Source organism: Thermocrinis minervae (assembly GCF_900142435.1).
Taxonomy (GTDB): Bacteria; Aquificota; Aquificia; order Aquificales; family Aquificaceae; genus Thermocrinis_A; species Thermocrinis_A minervae.
Map to the genome: position 1 here is coordinate 474460 of NZ_LT670846.1, position 19095 is coordinate 493554.

The 19095-nt window shown below is 44.6% G+C and carries 21 protein-coding genes; 11 read left to right on the forward strand and 10 right to left on the reverse strand.

Translation table 11 applies throughout. The features are described from left to right. The 5 genes from accC (at position 1) to glnA (ending at position 6751) form a co-directional block, all read left to right on the forward strand. Positions 1-1419 carry an acetyl-CoA carboxylase biotin carboxylase subunit gene (accC, locus tag B5444_RS02640; protein WP_079653699.1) on the forward strand — a complete coding sequence of 473 codons (1419 nt, stop codon included), beginning with the start codon at positions 1-3 and terminating at the stop codon, positions 1417-1419. A 36-nt stretch (positions 1420-1455) separates the two neighbouring features. Next, positions 1456-3408 (forward strand): 2-oxoglutarate carboxylase large subunit, encoded by a 1953-nt coding sequence (gene cfiA, locus B5444_RS02645; RefSeq protein WP_079654636.1) that lies wholly within the window; start codon positions 1456-1458, stop codon positions 3406-3408. 236 nt (positions 3409-3644) lie between these two features. Continuing rightward, positions 3645-4919, forward strand: a complete 1275-nt coding sequence (locus B5444_RS02650) for an ammonium transporter (RefSeq protein ID WP_154021759.1) — start codon at positions 3645-3647, stop codon at positions 4917-4919. 57 nt (positions 4920-4976) lie between these two features. After that, positions 4977-5315, forward strand: coding sequence for a nitrogen regulator P-II GlnB (gene glnB, locus B5444_RS02655; protein WP_079653701.1), 339 nt, complete (start codon positions 4977-4979; stop codon positions 5313-5315). A gap of 26 nt (positions 5316-5341) precedes the next feature. After that, a complete protein-coding gene (gene glnA, locus B5444_RS02660; protein ID WP_079653702.1) occupies positions 5342-6751 on the forward strand; it encodes a type I glutamate--ammonia ligase in 1410 nt (469 codons plus the stop codon). A 38-nt stretch (positions 6752-6789) separates the two neighbouring features. Here the strand turns inward: glnA and speD are convergent, their stop codons facing one another. Next, the gene (speD, locus tag B5444_RS02665) at positions 6790-7188 is read right to left on the reverse strand and encodes an adenosylmethionine decarboxylase (protein WP_079653703.1); all 399 of its coding nucleotides are present in this window, start codon (positions 7186-7188) and stop codon (positions 6790-6792) included. Positions 7189-7261: 73 nt separating this feature from the next. Here speD and B5444_RS02670 point away from each other — a divergent pair, with 73 nt between their 5' ends. Together B5444_RS02670 and coaD are read left to right on the forward strand one after the other, a co-directional pair. Beyond that, entirely contained in the window at positions 7262-7723 is a 462-nt protein-coding gene (locus B5444_RS02670) for an RsmD family RNA methyltransferase (RefSeq protein ID WP_079653704.1), read from the forward strand. Next, entirely contained in the window at positions 7716-8195 is a 480-nt protein-coding gene (gene coaD / locus B5444_RS02675; RefSeq protein WP_079653705.1) for a pantetheine-phosphate adenylyltransferase, read from the forward strand. Before B5444_RS02670 ends, coaD begins: the two co-directional genes overlap by 8 nt. Here the strand turns inward: coaD and gcvH are convergent. From gcvH to B5444_RS02690, 3 genes are read right to left on the reverse strand one after another with little or no spacing between them, the layout of a single operon-like run. Then, complete coding sequence (gene gcvH / locus B5444_RS02680; RefSeq protein ID WP_079653706.1) at positions 8189-8632, reverse strand: glycine cleavage system protein H; 444 nt, start codon at positions 8630-8632, stop codon at positions 8189-8191. The two genes, coaD and gcvH, sit on opposite strands and share 7 nt — an antisense overlap. Next, on the reverse strand, positions 8629-9153 hold the full coding sequence (locus tag B5444_RS02685) for a class II aldolase/adducin family protein (protein WP_231967149.1): 525 nt from the start codon (positions 9151-9153) through the stop codon (positions 8629-8631). Before B5444_RS02685 ends, gcvH begins: the two co-directional genes overlap by 4 nt. 8 nt (positions 9154-9161) lie before the next feature. Beyond that, positions 9162-11129, reverse strand: a complete 1968-nt coding sequence (locus B5444_RS02690) for an ATP-dependent helicase (protein ID WP_079653708.1) — start codon at positions 11127-11129, stop codon at positions 9162-9164. A gap of 23 nt (positions 11130-11152) precedes the next feature. On the opposite strand from B5444_RS02690, the gene B5444_RS02695 reads away from it, so the two are divergent. Further along, the gene (locus B5444_RS02695) at positions 11153-11584 is read left to right on the forward strand and encodes a phosphatidylglycerophosphatase A family protein (protein WP_079653709.1); all 432 of its coding nucleotides are present in this window, start codon (positions 11153-11155) and stop codon (positions 11582-11584) included. Here the strand turns inward: B5444_RS02695 and B5444_RS02700 are convergent. Both B5444_RS02700 and B5444_RS02705 read right to left on the reverse strand, forming a co-directional pair. Next, positions 11555-12283 carry a YihY/virulence factor BrkB family protein gene (locus B5444_RS02700; protein WP_079653710.1) on the reverse strand — a complete coding sequence of 243 codons (729 nt, stop codon included), beginning with the start codon at positions 12281-12283 and terminating at the stop codon, positions 11555-11557. The genes B5444_RS02695 and B5444_RS02700 overlap by 30 nt on opposite strands. Further along, complete coding sequence (locus B5444_RS02705) at positions 12280-13179, reverse strand: protoglobin domain-containing protein (protein WP_079653711.1); 900 nt, start codon at positions 13177-13179, stop codon at positions 12280-12282. Before B5444_RS02705 ends, B5444_RS02700 begins: the two co-directional genes overlap by 4 nt. Before the next feature lie 20 nt (positions 13180-13199). Between B5444_RS02705 and B5444_RS02710 the strand changes: the two genes are divergently transcribed. Beyond that, the gene (locus B5444_RS02710) at positions 13200-13886 is read left to right on the forward strand and encodes a lysophospholipid acyltransferase family protein (RefSeq protein WP_079654637.1); all 687 of its coding nucleotides are present in this window, start codon (positions 13200-13202) and stop codon (positions 13884-13886) included. On the opposite strand, the gene B5444_RS02715 is transcribed toward B5444_RS02710, so the two are convergent. The 4 genes from B5444_RS02715 to dnaJ are packed head-to-tail and all read right to left on the reverse strand — an operon-like array spanning position 13783 to position 16934. Next, positions 13783-14946, reverse strand: coding sequence for a cation:proton antiporter (locus B5444_RS02715; protein ID WP_079653712.1), 1164 nt, complete (start codon positions 14944-14946; stop codon positions 13783-13785). The genes B5444_RS02710 and B5444_RS02715 overlap by 104 nt on opposite strands. Continuing rightward, on the reverse strand, positions 14946-15431 hold the full coding sequence (locus tag B5444_RS02720) for a cation:proton antiporter regulatory subunit (RefSeq protein WP_079653713.1): 486 nt from the start codon (positions 15429-15431) through the stop codon (positions 14946-14948). Before B5444_RS02720 ends, B5444_RS02715 begins: the two co-directional genes overlap by 1 nt. Further along, complete coding sequence (locus B5444_RS02725) at positions 15394-15807, reverse strand: heat shock protein transcriptional repressor HspR (RefSeq protein WP_079653714.1); 414 nt, start codon at positions 15805-15807, stop codon at positions 15394-15396. The genes B5444_RS02720 and B5444_RS02725 overlap by 38 nt, the downstream gene beginning before the upstream one ends. Further along, the gene (gene dnaJ / locus B5444_RS02730; protein WP_079653715.1) at positions 15804-16934 is read right to left on the reverse strand and encodes a molecular chaperone DnaJ; all 1131 of its coding nucleotides are present in this window, start codon (positions 16932-16934) and stop codon (positions 15804-15806) included. The genes B5444_RS02725 and dnaJ overlap by 4 nt, the downstream gene beginning before the upstream one ends. A 180-nt stretch (positions 16935-17114) precedes the next feature. On the opposite strand from dnaJ, the gene groES reads away from it, so the two are divergent. Together groES and groL are read left to right on the forward strand one after the other, a co-directional pair. Beyond that, positions 17115-17408 carry a co-chaperone GroES gene (gene groES, locus B5444_RS02735; RefSeq protein WP_079653716.1) on the forward strand — a complete coding sequence of 98 codons (294 nt, stop codon included), beginning with the start codon at positions 17115-17117 and terminating at the stop codon, positions 17406-17408. Positions 17409-17434: 26 nt separating this feature from the next. Next, positions 17435-19072, forward strand: coding sequence for a chaperonin GroEL (gene groL, locus B5444_RS02740; RefSeq protein WP_079653717.1), 1638 nt, complete (start codon positions 17435-17437; stop codon positions 19070-19072). Positions 19073-19095: the final 23 nt, after the last annotated feature.

Consider the following 19095-nt stretch of genomic DNA (forward strand, 5'->3'; position numbering starts at 1 on the left):
ATGTTTAAGAAGGTCCTGATAGCCAACAGGGGAGAAATAGCATGTAGGATAATAAGGGCTTGTAAAGAGCTTGGTATAAAGACTGTAGCCATCTACAACGAGATAGAATCCACTGCAAGACACGTAAAGATGGCTGACGAAGCCTACATGATAGGTGTAAACCCCTTGGACACCTACCTAAACGCTGAGAGGATAGTGGACCTTGCCCTTGAGGTGGGAGCTGAGGCCATACATCCAGGTTATGGCTTCTTGGCTGAAAATGAACACTTCGCAAGGCTGTGCGAGGAGAAGGGTATCACATTCATCGGTCCCCACTGGAAGGTTATAGAGCTCATGGGTGATAAGGCAAGGTCCAAAGAGATAATGAAGAAGTTGGGAGTCCCCACCGTACCAGGAAGCGACGGAATCCTGAAGGACGAAGTCGAGGCCAAGCAGATAGCAAAGGAGATAGGCTATCCAGTACTACTAAAAGCATCCGCCGGTGGTGGTGGTAGAGGTATAAGGATATGCAGGAACGAAGAAGAGCTCCTAAGGAACTACGAGAGTGCTTACAACGAAGCTCTCAAAGCCTTTGGAAGGGGAGACCTACTCCTTGAGAAGTACATAGAAAACCCGAGGCACATAGAGTTCCAGGTTCTTGGAGACAAGTACGGTAACGTAATACACCTGGGTGAGAGAGATTGCTCCATACAAAGGAGGAACCAAAAGCTCGTGGAGATAGCCCCATCTCTGATACTCACGCCAGGAAAGAGGGCATACTACGGCGAGATAGTAGCTAATGCAGCCAAGGAGATTGGTTATTACAGCGCGGGTACTATGGAGTTCGTAGCCGACGAAAAAGGAAACATCTACTTCATAGAGATGAACACACGTATCCAGGTGGAACACCCTGTTACTGAGATGATAACGGGTGTAGACATAGTAAAGTGGCAGATACGCATAGCAGCCGGAGAACCACTAAGGTACAAGCAAGAGGATATTAAGTTTAACGGTTATGCTATAGAGTGTAGGATAAACGCCGAGGATCCTAAGAAAAACTTCGCACCCAGCATAGGTGTGATAGAAAGGTACTACGTACCAGGTGGTTTTGGTATAAGGGTAGAGCATGCAGCCTCCAGAGGTTACGAGATAACCCCCTACTACGATTCCCTCATAGCAAAGCTTATAGTTTGGGCTCCCCAGTGGGAAGTGGCCGTGGAAAGGATGAGGGCAGCTTTGGAAACTTATGAGATAACGGGTATAAAGACCACAATACCACTCCTGATAAGGATAATGCAGGACGAAGACTTCAAGAAAGGTAGGTTTACCACCAAGTACCTGGAGGAACATCCCTACCTGTTTGAATACGAAGAGGTCAAGTCCAAAGAGGACTTTGCAGCTATGATAGCTGCAGCTATAGCCAACTATCATGGGCTATAAAAATTCACTAAGGAGGTCTTAAGGATGTTTAAAAGCATGGCGGATGTACTTGATGATCTAAAGGAGCAGCTTGAAAAGGTCCAAGAAGGTGGTATAAAGAAGAGGATACTCATCACGGACCTCACCCCGAGGGACGGTCAGCAGTGTAAGCTGGCAACCAGGGTAAGGACTGAAGACCTTCTGCCCTTGTGCGAGAAGATGGACAAGGTTGGCTTTTACGCAGTGGAAGTGTGGGGGGGAGCAACCTACGACGTGTGTCTTAGGTACCTCAAAGAAGACCCGTGGGAAAGGTTGAGGCGTATAAAGGAAGTAATGCCCAACACCAAACTTCAGATGCTTTTCAGAGGTCAGAACATAGTAGGTTACAGACCTAAATCTGACAAGCTCGTGTATAAATTCGTAGAAAGGGCTATAGCAAACGGTATAACCGTTTTTAGGGTCTTTGATGCCCTCAACGACAACAGGAACATACAAACGGCCGTCAAGGCCATAAAGGAGTTCGGTGGAGAAGTCCACGCCGAGATAAGCTACACAAGAAGCCCTATACACACATACCAAAAGTGGATAGAGTACGCTCTTGAAATAGCCGAGATGGGTGCAGACTGGCTATCCTTCAAGGATGCCACTGGAATAATAATGCCCCTTGAGACCTATGCCATCATAAAGGGTATAAAGGAAGCAACGGGTGGAAAGCTTCCCGTCCTGCTTCACAACCACGACATGAGCGGAACGGCCATAGTAAACCACATGATGGCAGTTCTGGCCGGTGTGGACATGCTAGACACAGTCCTATCGCCGTTGGCTTTCGGATCCTCTCACCCAGCCACCGAGTCTGTAGTAGCCATGCTAGAAGGTACACCCTTTGACACCGGTCTTGACCTCAAGAAGATAGATGAGTGTGCAGAGATAGCAAGGCAGATAAAGAAGAAGTACAAGAAGTATGAGACAGAGTACGCTGGAGTTAACGCAAAAGTTCTCATACATAAGATACCAGGCGGCATGATATCCAACATGGTAGCCCAGCTCATAGAGGCCAACGCCCTTGATAGGATAGAGGAGGTCCTAAAGGAAGTTCCCAACGTGGAGAGAGACCTAGGATACCCACCACTCCTTACACCATCCTCTCAGATAGTAGGCGTGCAAGCAGTCCTAAACGTACTGTCAGGTGAGAGGTACAAGGTCATCACAAAGGAAACAAGGGACTATGTGGAAGGAAAGTACGGAAGACCTCCAGGCCCTATATCCAAAGAGCTCGCCGAGAAGATCCTCGGTCCTGGAAAGGAACCGGACTTCTCCATTAGGGCCGCAGACCTGGCAGACCCCAACGATTGGGACAAGGCCTACGAAGAGACTAAGGCCTTGCTTGGAAGAGAACCCACCGACGAAGAAGTGCTCTTGTATGCTCTATTCCCCATGCAGGCAAAAGACTTCTTCATAGCCAGGGAAAAAGGAGAACTCGTACCAGAACCTATAGAGGAGCTCCAAGAGGCAGCAGAGGTAAAGCCTGGCACAGTCCCAGGAGCTGCACCTGTAGAGTTTGAAATAGTCTACCACGGAGAGAAGTTCAAGGTAAAGATAGAAGGTGTAAGCGCACACCAGGAACCGGGCAAGCCCAGGAAGTACTACGTAAGAGTGGATGGTAGGCTGGAGGAAGTTCAACTAACACCCATAGTAGAAGCCATACCAGTGGGTGGAGTACAGACACAGGCTCCTGCTGCAGCACAGGGAGGCATACCAAAGGCAACACAACCCGGGGACGTTACCCCACCTATGCCCGGTAGGGTTGTAAGGATCCTTGTGGAAGAAGGCCAAGAAGTAAAGGAAGGTCAAACGGTAGCCATAGTAGAAGCAATGAAGATGGAAAACGAGATACACGCACCCATAAGCGGTGTGGTAAAGAAGATATTCGCCAAGCCCGGTGATAATGTAACACCCGACGATGCCATAATGAGAATAGAACCAAAGGTAGAAGAAGTTAGTTACGGATAAAGCCTCTCTGGGGGAGGGGCCCCTTTTTCTTTTTTCAACAAAATAAGGTTAACAAATTTACACTTTTGTTAACAAACTTACCAAGCCACTCATCGTCTACCTACCACAGATGAGTAATAAACGTGCATCGGAAGAAGGGGACCACTTGGCATCAAGTTTGCAAAACAAACTGATAGAAAACCGTGAATAGGAGGTTTAAAACCGTGGGAAGACTATCAAAGGCCTTAAATCTGTTAATGCTGATTGGACTTCTGGAATCTACAGGACTTGCGTTTGCAGAAGAAAAAACCCCACCTAAAATTGACACGGGTGATACGGCGTGGATGATAACGGCTACTGCTCTCGTTATGTTAATGACCCTTCCGGGGCTAGCTCTCTTTTATGGAGGTCTTTCAAAACGCAAAGATACTCTCAATACCATAGCTATGTCCTTTGTGGCATTCTGTATTGTAAGCGTGCTATGGATTGTCTACGGATATACGCTTGCCTTTGGAGCTGATATTGGAGGAGTCATTGGTAGCCCTGCGAAGTTTTTCCTCCGTGGTGTTGGTGTTAACAGTGTTGCAGATGCTGCTAAAACAATCCCAGAATACATATTCGTTGCATACCAGCTAACTTTTGCTGCCATCACCGTCGCCCTTATAAGCGGTGCGTATATTGAGAGGATGAAGTTCTCTGCATGGGTGCTCTTTTCAATACTGTGGATGACTTTTGTCTATCTGCCTGTTGCACACTGGGTATGGGGTGGAGGCTTCTTAGCAAGTTTGGGTGCACTCGATTTTGCAGGCGGTACAGTTGTTCATATTAATTCTGGTATCGCAGCGCTTGTTGGGGCATTGATTTTAGGCAAAAGGCGCGAGATGACTCTTATACCAAACAACCTGACGATGGTGGTTACTGGTGTGGGTCTTCTGTGGTTCGGATGGTTTGGCTTTAATGCGGGCTCTGCTCTGGCTGCAAACGGACTTGCAGGTGTAGCCTTTATAAACACCAACACTGCCGCAGCAATCGCAGCGATTGCATGGATGACTACCGAATGGTTGCTCTTCAAAAAACCAACTGTTCTTGGCCTTGCATCAGGAGCAGTTGCTGGACTTGTCGCCATAACTCCAGCAGCAGGTTTTGTAAACGTTCTAGGTGCTGTCATCATAGGACTCCTGGCAGGTATAGTTTCTTTCTTTTCGGTGGCAGTACTCAAACCAAAGCTTGGCTATGATGATGCACTTGATGCCTTTGGAATTCACGGTATTGCAGGAATACTCGGTGCAATACTTACTGGCATATTCGCGGATCCTTCCATAAACGAGGCAGGAAAGGGCCTGCTTTACGGTAATCCCAAACAACTCTTGATCCAGCTTCTAGCAGTTGCCGTGACTATAGTGTATGTAGCGATTACTACCCTTATAATCTTTATGATCGTAAAAGCGCTTCTAGGTCTTAGGGTTGATGTTGAAAATGAAATGGAAGGACTTGATGAGAGCCAGCATGGTGAGAAAGCATATAATCTGTAAATGGGGACTTGTGCCACTCTGGCATCATGTTCCAAAACTTGTAGGAGGAGGTAAACTATGAAGAAGGTGGAAGCCATAATAAAGCCTTTCAAACTGGATGAGGTAAAGGATGCTCTCGTAGAGATAGGCATAGGTGGTATGACAGTAACGGAAGTCAGAGGTTTTGGACAGCAGAAAGGACATACGGAGATATACAGAGGCACAGAATACGTGATAGATTTCCTGCCCAAGGTAAAAATTGAGGTGGTGGTAAAGGATGAAGATGTGGAAAAGGTGGTAGAGACGATAATAAAGACAGCTCAAACGGGCAGAGTGGGGGATGGGAAGATTTTCATAATACCTGTAGAAGATGTAATAAGGATAAGGACAGGAGAAAGAGGTGAACAAGCAATCTAAAAAATCTTTATAAAGGAGGTTTAAAGATGCACAAACGCACACCAGAAGAAGTACTAACCCTCATAGAACAGGAGGGCGTTCAGTTTGTGGACCTTAGGTTCTCTGACCTTTTGGGTCAGTGGCAGCACCTTACCATACCAGCCTACGAGATCTCCCTTGAGACCTTCGAAGGGGGAAGAGGCTTTGACGGGTCTTCTGTGAGGGGCTGGCAGTCCATACACGAGTCTGACATGATAGCCATTCCAGACCCCTCTACAGCCTTCATAGACCCCTTTATGGAACCTAAAACCCTGGTAATGATATGCGATATTTATGATCCCGTAACCAGGGAAAGGTACGGGAGAGACACAAGGTACGTAGCCCAGAAAGCAGAGCAGTACCTAAGGCAAACGGGGATAGGAGATACCGCCTACTTTGGTCCGGAGGCTGAGTTTTTTATATTTGACTCTGTAGAGTTTGGTACAGGCTCCAACTACGCTTTCTGGCGGGTAGACTCTGAAGAGGGATGGTGGAACAGAGAGATAGCCTCATCTGGTTACAAAATACCCAACAAGAGAGGATACTTCCCAGTACCACCGTTGGATAAAATGAGCGACCTAAGGAACGAAATGGTTTCTATAATGTCTCAGCTCGGTATAATCGTAGAGCTTCATCACCATGAGGTAGCAACAGCAGGTCAAGGAGAGATAGACATAAGGTATGACTCCCTCTTAAACCAAGCGGATAAGCTCTTTGTATACAAGTACGTGGTACGTATGGTTGCTTACAAGTATGGTAAGTATGCCACCTTCATGCCCAAGGTACTCCCTGACGATAACGGTTCAGGTATGCATACTCACTTCTCCATATGGAAGGATGGAAAGAACCTCTTTGCCGGTTCTGAGTACGCTGGAGTATCTGAACTGTGCCTCTACGCCATAGGTGGTATACTCAAGCATGGTCCTGCGCTTACAGCTTTCACAAACCCAACTATCAACTCCTACCACAGGCTGGTTCCTGGCTTTGAGGCACCTGTAAGACTTGCCTACTCTGCAAGGAACAGATCCGCCGCCATAAGAATACCTATGTACTCCCAGTCTCCAAAGGCAAAGAGGATAGAGATAAGATTTCCAGACCCCACGTGCAACCCATACCTCGCTTTCGCAGCAATACTTATGGCTGCCATAGACGGAATAGAAAACAAAATACATCCAGGAGAACCTCTTGACAAAGACATCTACTCCCTACCACCTGAAGAACTCAAAGACATACCACAGCTACCTGGTTCTCTTGAAGAAGCCCTGAAAGCCTTAGAGAACGACTACGAGTTCCTCCTCAAAGGTGGAGTCTTCACTGAAGAACTTATAGAAACCTGGATAAGCTACAAGAGGAAGGAGATAGACCAAATAAGGTTTATCCCTCACCCCAAAGAGTTTGAACTCTACTTTGATATATAACTGATTTATAAGATGGGGGCTTGCGCCCCCCCATTTTTTTAGACTTTAAGCAGTGTACTTCGAAACTCCTCAGACTGCATACCTTCTTCTACATAACCTCGCTCGTGCACCTGCTTGTCTACCCTTGTGGGTTCAAGGGTAGAGATGATGTAGTCCATGGCCTTGTAAGCCTTGGCCGGATCCCCACATGTATAGACATCCACTGTGGCAAGTCCGTGCTCGGGCCACGTGTGGATGGATATGTGAGACTCGGCCAGCAGGACTACACCGGTGGCCCCATGGGGTTGGAACTGGTAGTAGTGGGAAGATATCTTGGTCAGGCCGGCCACCTTGACGGCGGTCTCAAGCAGGTGCCTCACGTCTTCAACCCGGTCTATAAGCTCCGGGTTGACACCGTACAGGTCCGCTAAGATATGCAGTCCGAGGGTCTTTGCCATCTTCTCTCCTCCTTCACAAGTTTTAGCATGATACACCTCCTAAAACACAGAATACTAAATTATAATAGCTTTTATGAAAAACTCAAGAGGAAAACAAAAACTTCGTCCCACTTCTTCCCTGGTAAAAGGAGCACTCTTCAACATGCTAGGAGACATAGAAGGCTTAAGCTTCCTGGATCTTTTTGCCGGTACTGGACAGGTGGGCCTGGAGGCATGTAAAAGGGGAGCAAAGGTAACTTTTGTGGAAAAAAACCGGACTTTAGCAGAAAAAATAAAACATCTTTCCTGTGGACAGGTGGTCTGTATGGATGCCATTAGATTCTTAGAAACCTCTGAGTCCTACTACGACATCATCTTTGCAGACCCACCTTATTCCTTTGAAAGTTACGATAAATTAATACATCTGGCATTAAAAAAGCTCAAAAATGGAGGAATATTTGTACTAGAACACTCAAAAAAGTTGAACTTCGGTGCAGATAAGATGAAAACGTACGGTGATACGGTCCTATCTCTGTGGAGGAAGGAAGATGGTTAGGGTAGTCTACCCGGGTACTTTTGACCCACCACACCTTGGCCACCTGGACATAGTAAAGAGAAGCCTAAGACTCTTTGATGAAGTCCTAGTGGCTGTCGCTAAGAATCCTCAGAAGAAGACCCTCTTCACCCTTGAGGAGAGGGTAGACATGTTTCAAAAGATGGTTGAAGGAATGGAAAGGGTCAGTGTGGAGGGTTTTGAATGTCTGCTTGTAGATTTCATGAAGCAGAAGAATATATGGGTGATAGTGAGAGGCGTAAGACTCTTTACAGACTTTGAGTACGAGCTTCTTATAGCTATGAACAACCATAGACTAATGGGAGTAGAAACGGTTTTTATGATGCCTTCTCAGGAGTACATACATATAAGCTCTAGCATAGTAAAGGACATAGCCTCGTACTGTGGAAATCTGGAAAACCTAGTTCATCCATACGTAGGAAAGAAGCTTAGGGAAAAGTTTGGTTGCTACTGATCTCCCTTACACTCCACTCCTTCTCTGTCTATGTACTCCTTCATCTTTTGGATGGCCTCCTGCCCTGTAACTAGGTCCTTTATATCCCTTTCTAGGTTGTCCGGCTTTATTCTCACTATCCATCCTCTCCCATATGGATCATCGTTTATAAGGTCAGGAGTGTCAAAGAGCTCTTCGTTTCTTTCTACGACTGTACCCTCTATGACAGCCGGTACTGGACCCGTCCACTTGCCACTCTCCAAGCTCGCATAGGGCTTGCCCTTGGGCACATGCCTACCAGCCTGCTTTATCCTGACGTTTACCATTCTACCTGCCCTCGTCTGGCCTACATCTGTAGCACCGACTGTTACGGTTCCATCTGGTTCTATCCTATACCAGACCTGGTTTTCTATATCGTAGTAAAGATCCTCAGGTATGTTACACCCCTTATACTTCATAGCATAAGTATTTTACAGGAATGCTCAAGGACAGATATATGACTGTAAGCATAAAAGGGGTCCCTGTCCGCCGAAAAAACACCATGACCCCTGACTACCACAATGTGGCTATCCTTGAGTGCTTCTGCTACAGCTTGAGCCAGCTCCTCGCTTCCAGGTTTGTAAGGTCCTATCACGCGTACCTCACACAGCAGGTCCATACCTTCCGAGTCTACAGGTCTTATTACGTCCACCTTTAGAGATAAGGCTACTGTATGAATAGGATGGGCATGTACTACAGCGCTCTTCTCTGTATGAAGGTACACAGCCCTATGAACCAAAAGCTCAGAAGAAGCCCTTTCCCATAGGACACCACCCTCAAAACTAACAAACACGAAGTCTTCTTCACCAAGGTTCCCCAGGTGAGAACCCCTTCTGCTTATAAGCATTCCGTTGCATACCTTGACTGATAGATTTCCAGCCCTCGCGTCCACAAGCCCTTCTTGGAACATTAACCTTCCTACATGTATAAGCTTTCTCAAATGGTACCTCATTCCACAGGCTCCAAAAAGCCGAGGTAGATGGTCTTTACAAAGCTTCCAAAGTCTACACGAGCTTTCTCTTCTTGCAGGCTTATTATCCTTCCTAATCCAAATTCTTTGTGTTTTACAAGCTGTCCTTCTTTTAAGGTTTTTACGGATCTTAGCTCTGGCATGTAGGAAGTTTTCCTCTTAAAGGCAGAAAGGTCTAGAAGATCCTTGGGTATGTCGGACAGGAAGGAGCTAGGTTTTCTGTTTGAACCTCTCGTGTAAGTCAGGTAGAGCATATCTTTTGCCCTGGTTATAGCAACGTAGAAGAGTCTTCTTTCTTCTTCCAACTGTCTTTCATCCTCAAGAGCCTTCTCGTGCGGAAAGATTCCTTCTTCTAGCCTTGGTAGAAACACTACAGGGAACTCAAGTCCCTTGCTTGAATGTACTGTCATTATGCTAACTCCTCTTCCCTTATCGTCTACATCTGCAAGGAGGTCTACTTCAGCCAAAAGGTCCTCTAGAGATATGCCTCTTTCCCATCTTTCTTTCAAGAACCTCATAAGCTCTTTGATGTTTTCCAGCCTCTCTGTAAAGTTTGTGTAGTTCTCCTCTAGGTATGTTTCAAAGCCTACTTCTTGGAGTATAGCCTCTAAGGTTTGGTGGTAGTTATCTCCACGATGCTTTGAGAGAGTCTTAAGGAGGTTGTGTAAGCCTATGGCTTTTTCTTGTGGCAAGTGCTTGAGGGCCATCAAAGACTTTTCAAGAAGGTTGTTACCTGACATACCTAGGATAAGGTCCATCTGCCTCTGCGTTAGCTTTAGTCTTGAAACCTTAAGCAACCTCTCGAAAGAGAGAGAGTCCTTTGGGTTTGCCAGAAATCTTAAAAAGCTTAGAGCATCCTTTATCTCAGCTCTTTCAAAGAACTTTACAGCACCCACCACCCTGTAGGGTATTCCCTCTTGGAAGAGGGCCTTCTCTATGTAATCTGTTACGTAGGTTACCCTTACAAGTATGGCCATCTGTTCGTATGGATAATATGCTCTTAGTTTTTTTATCTCTTGTGATATCCATTTGGCCTCTTCTTCTTCTTTTAAAAACCTCCTTACCACAGGTCTGTGACTTTCGCTTCTTGTGGGTTTTAGCACAGGTACCAGATCTTTCCAAGCTGCTTTAGAAGCTGAAAGGATAGCGTTGGCTATCCTTATGATGTATGCTTGAGATCTGTAGTTGTATTCAAGCTTTATCACGTCTGGTCTAAAGTCTTCCACAAACCTGAGAATGTTGTCAGGTCTTGCGTACCTCCACTCGTATATACACTGGTTCGGGTCACCCACCACGCATATCTTATCCTTGGCTATAGACTTTAGCATCTCGTACTGTACTGTGTTTGTGTCCTGAAACTCGTCCACCAGTATGAAGTCAAAGCTCTCACGCCATCTTGGGTTTTCTCTAAAGGCTTTTAGCGTTAGGTAGAGAATGCTACTAAAGTCAAGAAGATTTTGAGATATAAGCAGTTTTTCGTACTCCATGTATAGCTCTTCTAGTAACGGGTCTGTCTCCTCAATCAAGTCTTCTCTTTTCTTAGAGATGTAGCTCTTTAACCTTTCTAGGGATACCTCATCGCTTCCTTTAAACCTTAGTATCTTCTTGAGAAGATTATCCCTGTCGTCATCCTCAAGGAGTGTAAAGTCCTTTGAAATCCCAAGGAGTTTATGGTCCTGCTTTATAACCTTAAGCCCGAAGGAATGGAAGGTCTCCACCCATTCCAAGCTTGCCCCCACAGTCTTTAGAATCCTCTCCCTTATCTCGTTGGCAGCCTTCCTCGTAAAGGTGACCACAAGTATCCTACTAGGGTTTAGACCCCTCACACTTATAAGATGCTCTATCTTGTGTACTAAAGTTCTTGTCTTTCCTGAACCTGCACCCGCTACCAGAAGCAAGGGTTTGCCGTAGTGTTCTACAGCTTTCTTTTGAGATGGGTCTAGCATGCATATAGTTTAAAATAACCTAAGTGTTCAAGGAGCTTATAGCTACAGGTTTTGGTATAGGAAAACTTGGGTATGCACCTGGTACCCTTGGTACCCTCTTGGGCACCCCTTTAGCGTACTTATTTGGCTACAAGACATACCTTCTACTGGTGTTTATAGTACTCTTTTACCCCATAGCCTACACGAGCGTTCAGGATATGCTAAATAGAACAAGAGAAAAGGACCCCGAAGAGGTAGTAGTGGACGAAATCTTAGGATATTTAGCCTGTTTTACCTTCGTTGAACCGTCTTTGAGGAGCATGGTTTTAGCCTTTGTCCTTTTTAGGATCTTTGACGTGCTAAAGCCCTTCCCTATAAACCTCTTTGAAAGGTTTCCCGGAGCTCATGGGGTCATAGCAGATGATCTTGCAGCTGGTTTTTTGGTATCAGGTCTCCTTTTCTTTCTGATCCAATAGGTACAGCACATGGCCGAAGAATAAGATGAGTACAAAAGAGTAGTACACTAACACTAAGAACACGAGGGCGGAGCCAAAAGTGCCGTAAAGGGGATTCAACTTTATAAGCTTTACCATGAAAGCGGAGAAGAGCTTGTTTACTAAAAAGCTTACACCCGCCAGCAGTAGGCTTACAATCGCAAGATTTTTATAACTAGGCTTATTGGGGAAGAATATCCTGTAAAGGAGAAGGTAAACCATAAACAAGGATAAGTAGGGAAGTATCTCCGAGTGGTGTATCAAATGTGTAATGGAAAAGGCGGTAAAGATAAAAAAGGATAATAAAACTATAAAAACAGCTGTTTTTATCCAAAAGTCCCACATTTTATGTTTTTTATCAGTACCAATAATGTAGCAGAAGGCTGAGTATAGGCTTTTAGAAAAGCCTACTGAATAATAAAAGGCTATGATTACAGACAGTATGGAAATATAATGTCTGTTTTTGTATATCTTAGATAGTTCTTTTAGAATTCGGTCTGCATATTTTGGAGACAGCTCAAGGATTAATGTTTGAACTCTCTCGTAGTCCAAAAAAGGTAGATAAGAAGCTAAAGTTAGCAGCAAGAAGATCAAAGAACTCATAACCATGAGAAAGTTGTAGGTGAGTGCACCCGCATGATACAGATAGTCCCTTGAGAAGATGTCTCTAAGGTAGTTCATGTTTTTGTCTCTACCTTACGCACTATGAGGTACACAAGGCCAAGGGCCAGTACAACAAAACCTAAAGTAATCAGCTCGTACACCTTTTCGGGAGTTAAAGACACTATAAGGATCTTCCTTATTATGGCCGCGAGGGCAACTCCCACAAAGACGCTTATGCTTATACTTCCTCCCCTTATGTGTTTTATCTCCTCGTACAGGAGCTCCGATACGGCGTACAGTACAAGCAGAGAGCCTAGTATACTTATGCCAAGCTTTTCCAAAGTGTACGTTCCTGAAAAAGCAAGAAGGATCTCATAGACCACCCAGTATATCAAGAACATACCTACAACTGTAAGGCTGAGCACTATGAAGGCATCAAAGAACCAGGAGATCCTCCTCAAGGTCTCTATGACTACCCTGGTGTACTTTCCGCTACCCAAGTAAAGTTTTAGTTCCTCTTCCCTGAAGGAGCTTACCATCACGTCTAGGTTTAAGTCCAAGGCTTTGTTTACGGACGAGAGTATCCTGTCCCTTTCTTCCGAACACCCATATAGCTCGGTAAGCTTTTTGCCTATATACTCCCTGACAAAGTTCATAGAAGCGTTGACGTAATGGGGAGGCAACCCTATCTTCACGTGGGTTTCTCCTATACGGTAGAGCCTTCTAAGGTAGCTCGCATCGTACCTTGAACTAAAGAGGCTTATAAACCAGTCTTTTACCTTTTCCCTGTGTCTCTTTCTCACTTCCTGGCTGGGAAGGTATTTGCTGGTGTCTGGGAAGTTTTCCAAGTACCTGTAGAACTCATCCATAAACTCTTCAGCATGCTCTTCAAAGTACTTAGAGACCTTCCTTAGGTTTTCTTCATCTTCGGCCGTCCACCTGTAGTGAACCTTCAGTTCCTCTATGGACTCCACGGAGTAAAATGATAACTCTGATGAAGAAAAAACTTCTTTGGTTTGTGATAAGGTTAAGCCTGCCACTGCTTGCCTTTCTTGTGAGACTTTTAGGTAGGACCATAAGGTGGGAAAGAAGGTACGACTTTGAGAGGGATAGGGGAAAGATCTATGCCATATGGCACGGGAATGCCTTAGGCATAGCTCTGTTTGGTATGGACAGGGGAATATACACCATGGTTAGCCGCTTTAGGGATGGAGACGTGGCATCTTACATACTGGAAAAGCTGGGTTACAAGGTGGTAAGGGGTTCTTCCGAGGAAGGGAAGACTCACAAAGGTGGAAGAGTGGCACTGCTCAAACTCATACAAGCTGTAAAAGAAGGCAACAACGTGGCTATAACCGTGGACGGACCGAAGGGTCCAGCCTTTGAGGTTAAAGAGGGCGTAGTCTTTCTGGCTCAGAAGACGAAAGCATGTATACTGCCCGCCTACGCCGATTTTGACAGGTTCATCCTGCTAAACACATGGGACAGATTTTTAATCCCCCTACCCTTTACTAAGGGTAGGATCTTCGTGGGAAATCCTATCTGTGTGTCGGAGGAGGACTCTGTGGAGGAAAAGGTTAAGGAGGTGGAGGAGGAACTCTTGAGGATATCCTCCGTGGGAAAAACCTTTCCGCTACGTAAGGGGCTTTCGCAAAGAGAAGTATTCCAAGGAAAATGCTAAGCATGACCAGTGGAACTACTATGGCCTGCATGGGGGGGTACACAGAAGCAAAAATTACAGAAAACTCACCCCTCTGAACAAAAGATAGACTAGCCCTGAGGGAAGCCCTTCTACTAAGACCGTAGTACAGGCTTGCCAGGTACGTAGATAGTATCTTGAAGAAAACCATTGCAAAGACGAGTAGCACATAAAGAAGGATATTGTCGTACGCTTTTAACTCAATTTTGTGGGTAAAGGAGAAGAAAAATATGCCTATGGAGAGCTCCCTTATATCAACCATGTATCTCTCTATACGTTCATATAGTCTAGATTCTGTCGATACTATGACTCCAAGTAGAAAGGCAACTAAAGCTTCAGATAGGTTAAAACTGTGGGCAATGTAGACAGTAAGACTTATAGTTCCCAGGAATAAGAAGATCAAAAGATTATCTTCAGCCAATACATCGTAGAGTTTTATCAGCTTATGTGAAAGAAAGTAATCTAGAATGTAAAAGCTTATCGTTATAAGGGCCATGAGTAGTATAAACCAACCTAGCCTAATAGGGTTTATTTCATCTCCTGCGGAAAGTGGTATGATAGCAGACAGAAGTGTTATACTCACTACGTCCTCAAAGATTAGTATTCCTAAGAGAAGATCTATTTCTGGGTTGGCGAGTCTCATATAGTCCATGAGAAGCTTAGAGGTTATAGCAGTACTAGTGGGGTACAGAGCAGAGGCTAATGCTACAGAAAGAATTAGGTTCCTAGTAAAGCCGTAAGATATAAGGAATATTGGTATGAAGTTCAGACCAAAATCTAGTAGTCCTGGTAAAAGGATCTTTTTCAGATTCTCTTTTAATTTCTCAAAAGAGTACTCAAGGCCTATAAAGAAAAAGAGTACAGCTATGGCTATTCTTTCAAAAAAGGAAAGCTCCTTTGGTATATCCGTCATAAATAGTTTGGCGAGTAAACCTAGGAACATAAAGGAAAGTATCGTGGGAACCTTGAGGTATCTAAGCAGTAATGGAAAAAAGAAGAGGGATAACAGTATGATACCTACGTAGAATAAGTCCGATAGCATCAGATTTCACAGTGTCCGCAAAGTTCTAGGAAGTTGTTTATCTGTTGTCTTGTACCTACAACAATGAGAAGATCACCTTCTTTTATTATTTCCTTGTAAGGATCTGGTGTAGGTATGAACTGGTCATCTCTTGATATGGCTATCACAGAAGCTCCTGTTTTGCTTCTTATCTGAAGCTCAGCGATTGTCTTCCCCACGAGATTAGAGTTTTTACCTACTCTTATCCACTCCATGACCATCTGTTTGAGGATCATTTCCATTCTTTCAGTTCTTACAGGTTCGTAAAGGGCACCTGCTATCAAAAAACCAAGCTCCTTAGCTTCTTCGTCTGTAAGTTCAAAAAAGCATAAAGGTTCCTCTTCCTCCATGATGAACAGCTCTCTCTTGCCCGTATGGTATATAACTAACACTAAGGATCTTTTGTTTTTTAACTCTATACTGTACTTTTTACCTACTCCAGGTAGATCTGTTTCTTTTATCTTCATACTCCTTAATTATATCCCATAACTTTGCCACCTTTTTAACTTCAAGGACGGCAAGGGACTTTTCATCCTCTTTCCCCTTCTTTAGCTCTTCCTTTATGAAGGTCAAAAGCTTTTCTATCTGACTTTCTAGTTCTTCTATTTGTTCCTTCATGCGCAGTATTATGTCAACACCTGCAAGATTAACTCCAAACTCCCTCGTAAGGGTCACTATTATCTCAATCCTCTTTATGTCTTCTTCCGTGTACCTTCTGGTACCTCCTGCCGTCCTTTGAGGTTTTATGAGTCCTTCCCTTTCGTAAAGCCTTAGAGTTTGTGGATGTATGTTAAACATCTCAGCCACGCTTCCTATGGTGAAGTAGACCTTTTTCTTCTTCATGAGTTATCCCTCCTCAAGATACGTTCTGGTTCTGGGAGAAGTTTGTCTAACTCTTTCAAGAGCTTTTCTATCTTTGAACCATCTCCGAATATCTTGCTAAGAAAGCTTATCTTGGGTATATCTATATGCACTCGTACTATGAGATCACCATAACCAGAACCGCGTAACTTTGGCATACCTTTACCCGGAACTCTCACTGTACCACCTTCCTTGATTCCTGGTGGTATTTCTACCTTTAGAGTTTCTCCGCTTGGTGTTGGTACTTCTACTGTAGTACCAAGCACAGCCTCCGTGAGCTTTATGTTTACATCCACATAGAGGTTGTCCCCTCTCCTTTCAAAAATTGGATGGGGTTGTACGTTTACAACAAGGTAAAGATCTCCATAAGGTCCACCGTATTTACCAGCATGACCCAAACCTTCAAAGAGTATCTTCGAGCCGTTGTCTACACCCGGGGGTATTTTAAGGGTTTTTTCCTCTTTTACAGGTATTACTCCTCTGCCACCACATTTGGAACAGATTTCTCTAATGACTCCCTCACCACCACATGTGGGACACGTCTGACTTATGGTTATAAAGAACTGTCTTTGATAAACTTCTCCCCTTCCACCACATGTAGGACATACCCTTTCTCCTTTGTTCGGATCGTATCCAAGGCCTTTGCATACATCACAGCTTACATACCTTGTGTAGCTTACCTTTACAGAGGTACCCTTGTAAGCTTCTTCAAAGCTTATGTTTACCTGTAAGTATATGTCTTCACCTTTAACTGGTCTTTTTGTCTGTTTCCTCCTTCCTGTTGCTCTGCTAAGTATGTCTTCAAAGCCAAAACCTCTCAGTATATCTTCAAAGATACTTTCTATATCTTCGACAGTAGATGTGTACTGCTCTTGAGTACCACTGAAGGCTGCATGACCGTATTGGTCATATAGTCTTCTCTTTTCTGGATCAGAAAGGACTTGGTAAGCTTCGTTTATCTCTTTAAATTTTTCCTGTGCTTCAGGATCTTTGTTAAAGTCTGGGTGGTACTGTCTTGCCAAACGCCGGTATGCCTTTTTTATCTCCTCCTGGGTTGCGTTCCTGCTCACACCCAGTATTTCATAATAGTCCTTCTTACCAGACGCCATAGCTTAATATGATAAAACTTTAGTATAGTTTTGTCAAGTTTTTAACCTACCTAGGCTACAGTTTTACAGTAATGCTATAAAATAACTTTTAGCCTACTTGACTAAAGAAACCTCTTGACAAGTATGAGGAATGTTAATATAATATTCCACTAGAAAAACCCGTAAAAGGAGGTGAAAGGGATGGCTAAACTAAGACCGCTTTACGACAAGATAGTGGTCAAGAGGTTTGAGGAGCAGGAGCAGAGGACAGCCTCTGGCATAATCATACCAGACACAGCAAAGGAAAAGCCACAAGTGGGTGAAGTAGTAGCTGTAGGTGATGGTAAGCTTCTCAACAACGGTCAAGTTGTACCCCCCAAGGTTAAGGTTGGGGATAAGGTAGTCTTTAACAAGTATGCAGGTACAGAAGTAGAGTTAGATGGTGAAAAGTACCTGATCATGTCTGAAGATGAAGTTCTTGCAGTGATTGAATAAAAACTAAAGTTAAGGAGGTGAGAAGCATGGCTGCAAAGAAGGTTATCTACGGAGAAGATGCTAGGGCTAGACTAAAAGCTGGAGTTGACAAGCTTGCCAACGCCGTTAAGGTAACCCTTGGTCCAAAAGGAAGGGAAGTGATCATAGAAAAGAAGTGGGGAACTCCATTAGTTACTAAGGATGGAGTTACCGTTGCTAAGGAGATAGAGTTAAAGGATCCATATGAAAATATGGGTGCTCAACTTGTTAAAGAAGTAGCATCCAAGACCGCTGACGTGGCTGGTGATGGAACAACCACAGCAACAGTACTCGCACAGGCTATATTCAACGAAGGTCTTAAGGCCATAGCTTCTGGAGCCAATCCCATGGACGTCAAGAGGGGAATAGATAAGGCTGTAGAGGTGGTGGTGGAAGAAGTCAAGAAGCTATCCATCAGCGTAACAGGAAGGAAGGAGATAGAACAGGTGGCTACCATCTCTGCAAACAACGATCCTACCATAGGTAAGATCATCGCAGACGCAATGGAAGCCGTAGGTAAAGATGGAGTCATAACCGTAGAAGAGTCCAAGTCTGCTGAAACTACCCTTGAAACTGTTCAAGGTATGCAATTTGATAGAGGATACCTGTCTCCTTACTTCGTGACAAATCCTGACAGGATGGAAGCAGTTTTAGAAGATCCTTACATACTCATATACGAAAAGAAGATATCCAGTGTAAAAGACTTGTTACCAGTGCTAGAACAAGTAGTAAGGGCTGGTAAGCCTCTACTCGTAATAGCTGAGGATGTAGAGGCTGAAGCATTGGCTACTCTGGTTGTGAACCACATAAAGGGAGTAATAAGGGCTTGTGCAGTAAAAGCTCCTGGTTTTGGTCAAAGAAGAAAGGACTACCTGCAAGACATAGCCATACTCACAGGTGGTACAGCTATAACTGAAGAACTTGGTATCAAGCTTGAAAGCGTAACCCTTGATATGCTAGGTAGGGCAGACAAGGTAGTAGTAGACAAAGACAACACTACCATAATAGGTGGAAAGGGTTCCAAAGAGCAAATACAGGCAAGGATAGAACAAATCAAGAAGCAAATCCTTGAAACCACCTCCGACTACGATAGGGAAAAGCTACAAGAGAGGTTGGCAAAGCTATCTGGTGGTGTAGCCATAATAAGGGTAGGTGCTGCAACAGAAGCTGAACTCAAAGAGAAGAAGGCAAGGGTAGAAGACGCCGTACATGCTACAAAGGCAGCTGTAGAAGAGGGTATAGTCCCAGGTGGTGGTGTAGCACTCGTAAGAGCATCCGAAGCTCTAGAAAACCTAAAGCTGGACAACCCAGATCAACAGATAGGAGTTGACATCATAAAGAAGGCTTGTAGGACACCACTCAGACAGATAGCTGCAAACGCCGGCTTTGAAGGATATGTGGTGCTTGAAAAGGTCATACAACTTGGCAGGGAAAAGGGTAAGAACTGGGGCTTTGATGCTGCAACGGGTGAATACAAGGACATGATAGAAGCTGGAATAATAGACCCAACCAAGGTGGTAAGGACAGCCATAATGAACGCTGCATCCGTTGCTGGTACTATGCTCACTGCAGAAGCCTTGGTAGCTGAAATACCAGAAGACAAGAAGGAGAAGACACCCACACCCGATATGCCCGAGCTAGACTAAATTCCTAAGCCCCCTTCTGGGGG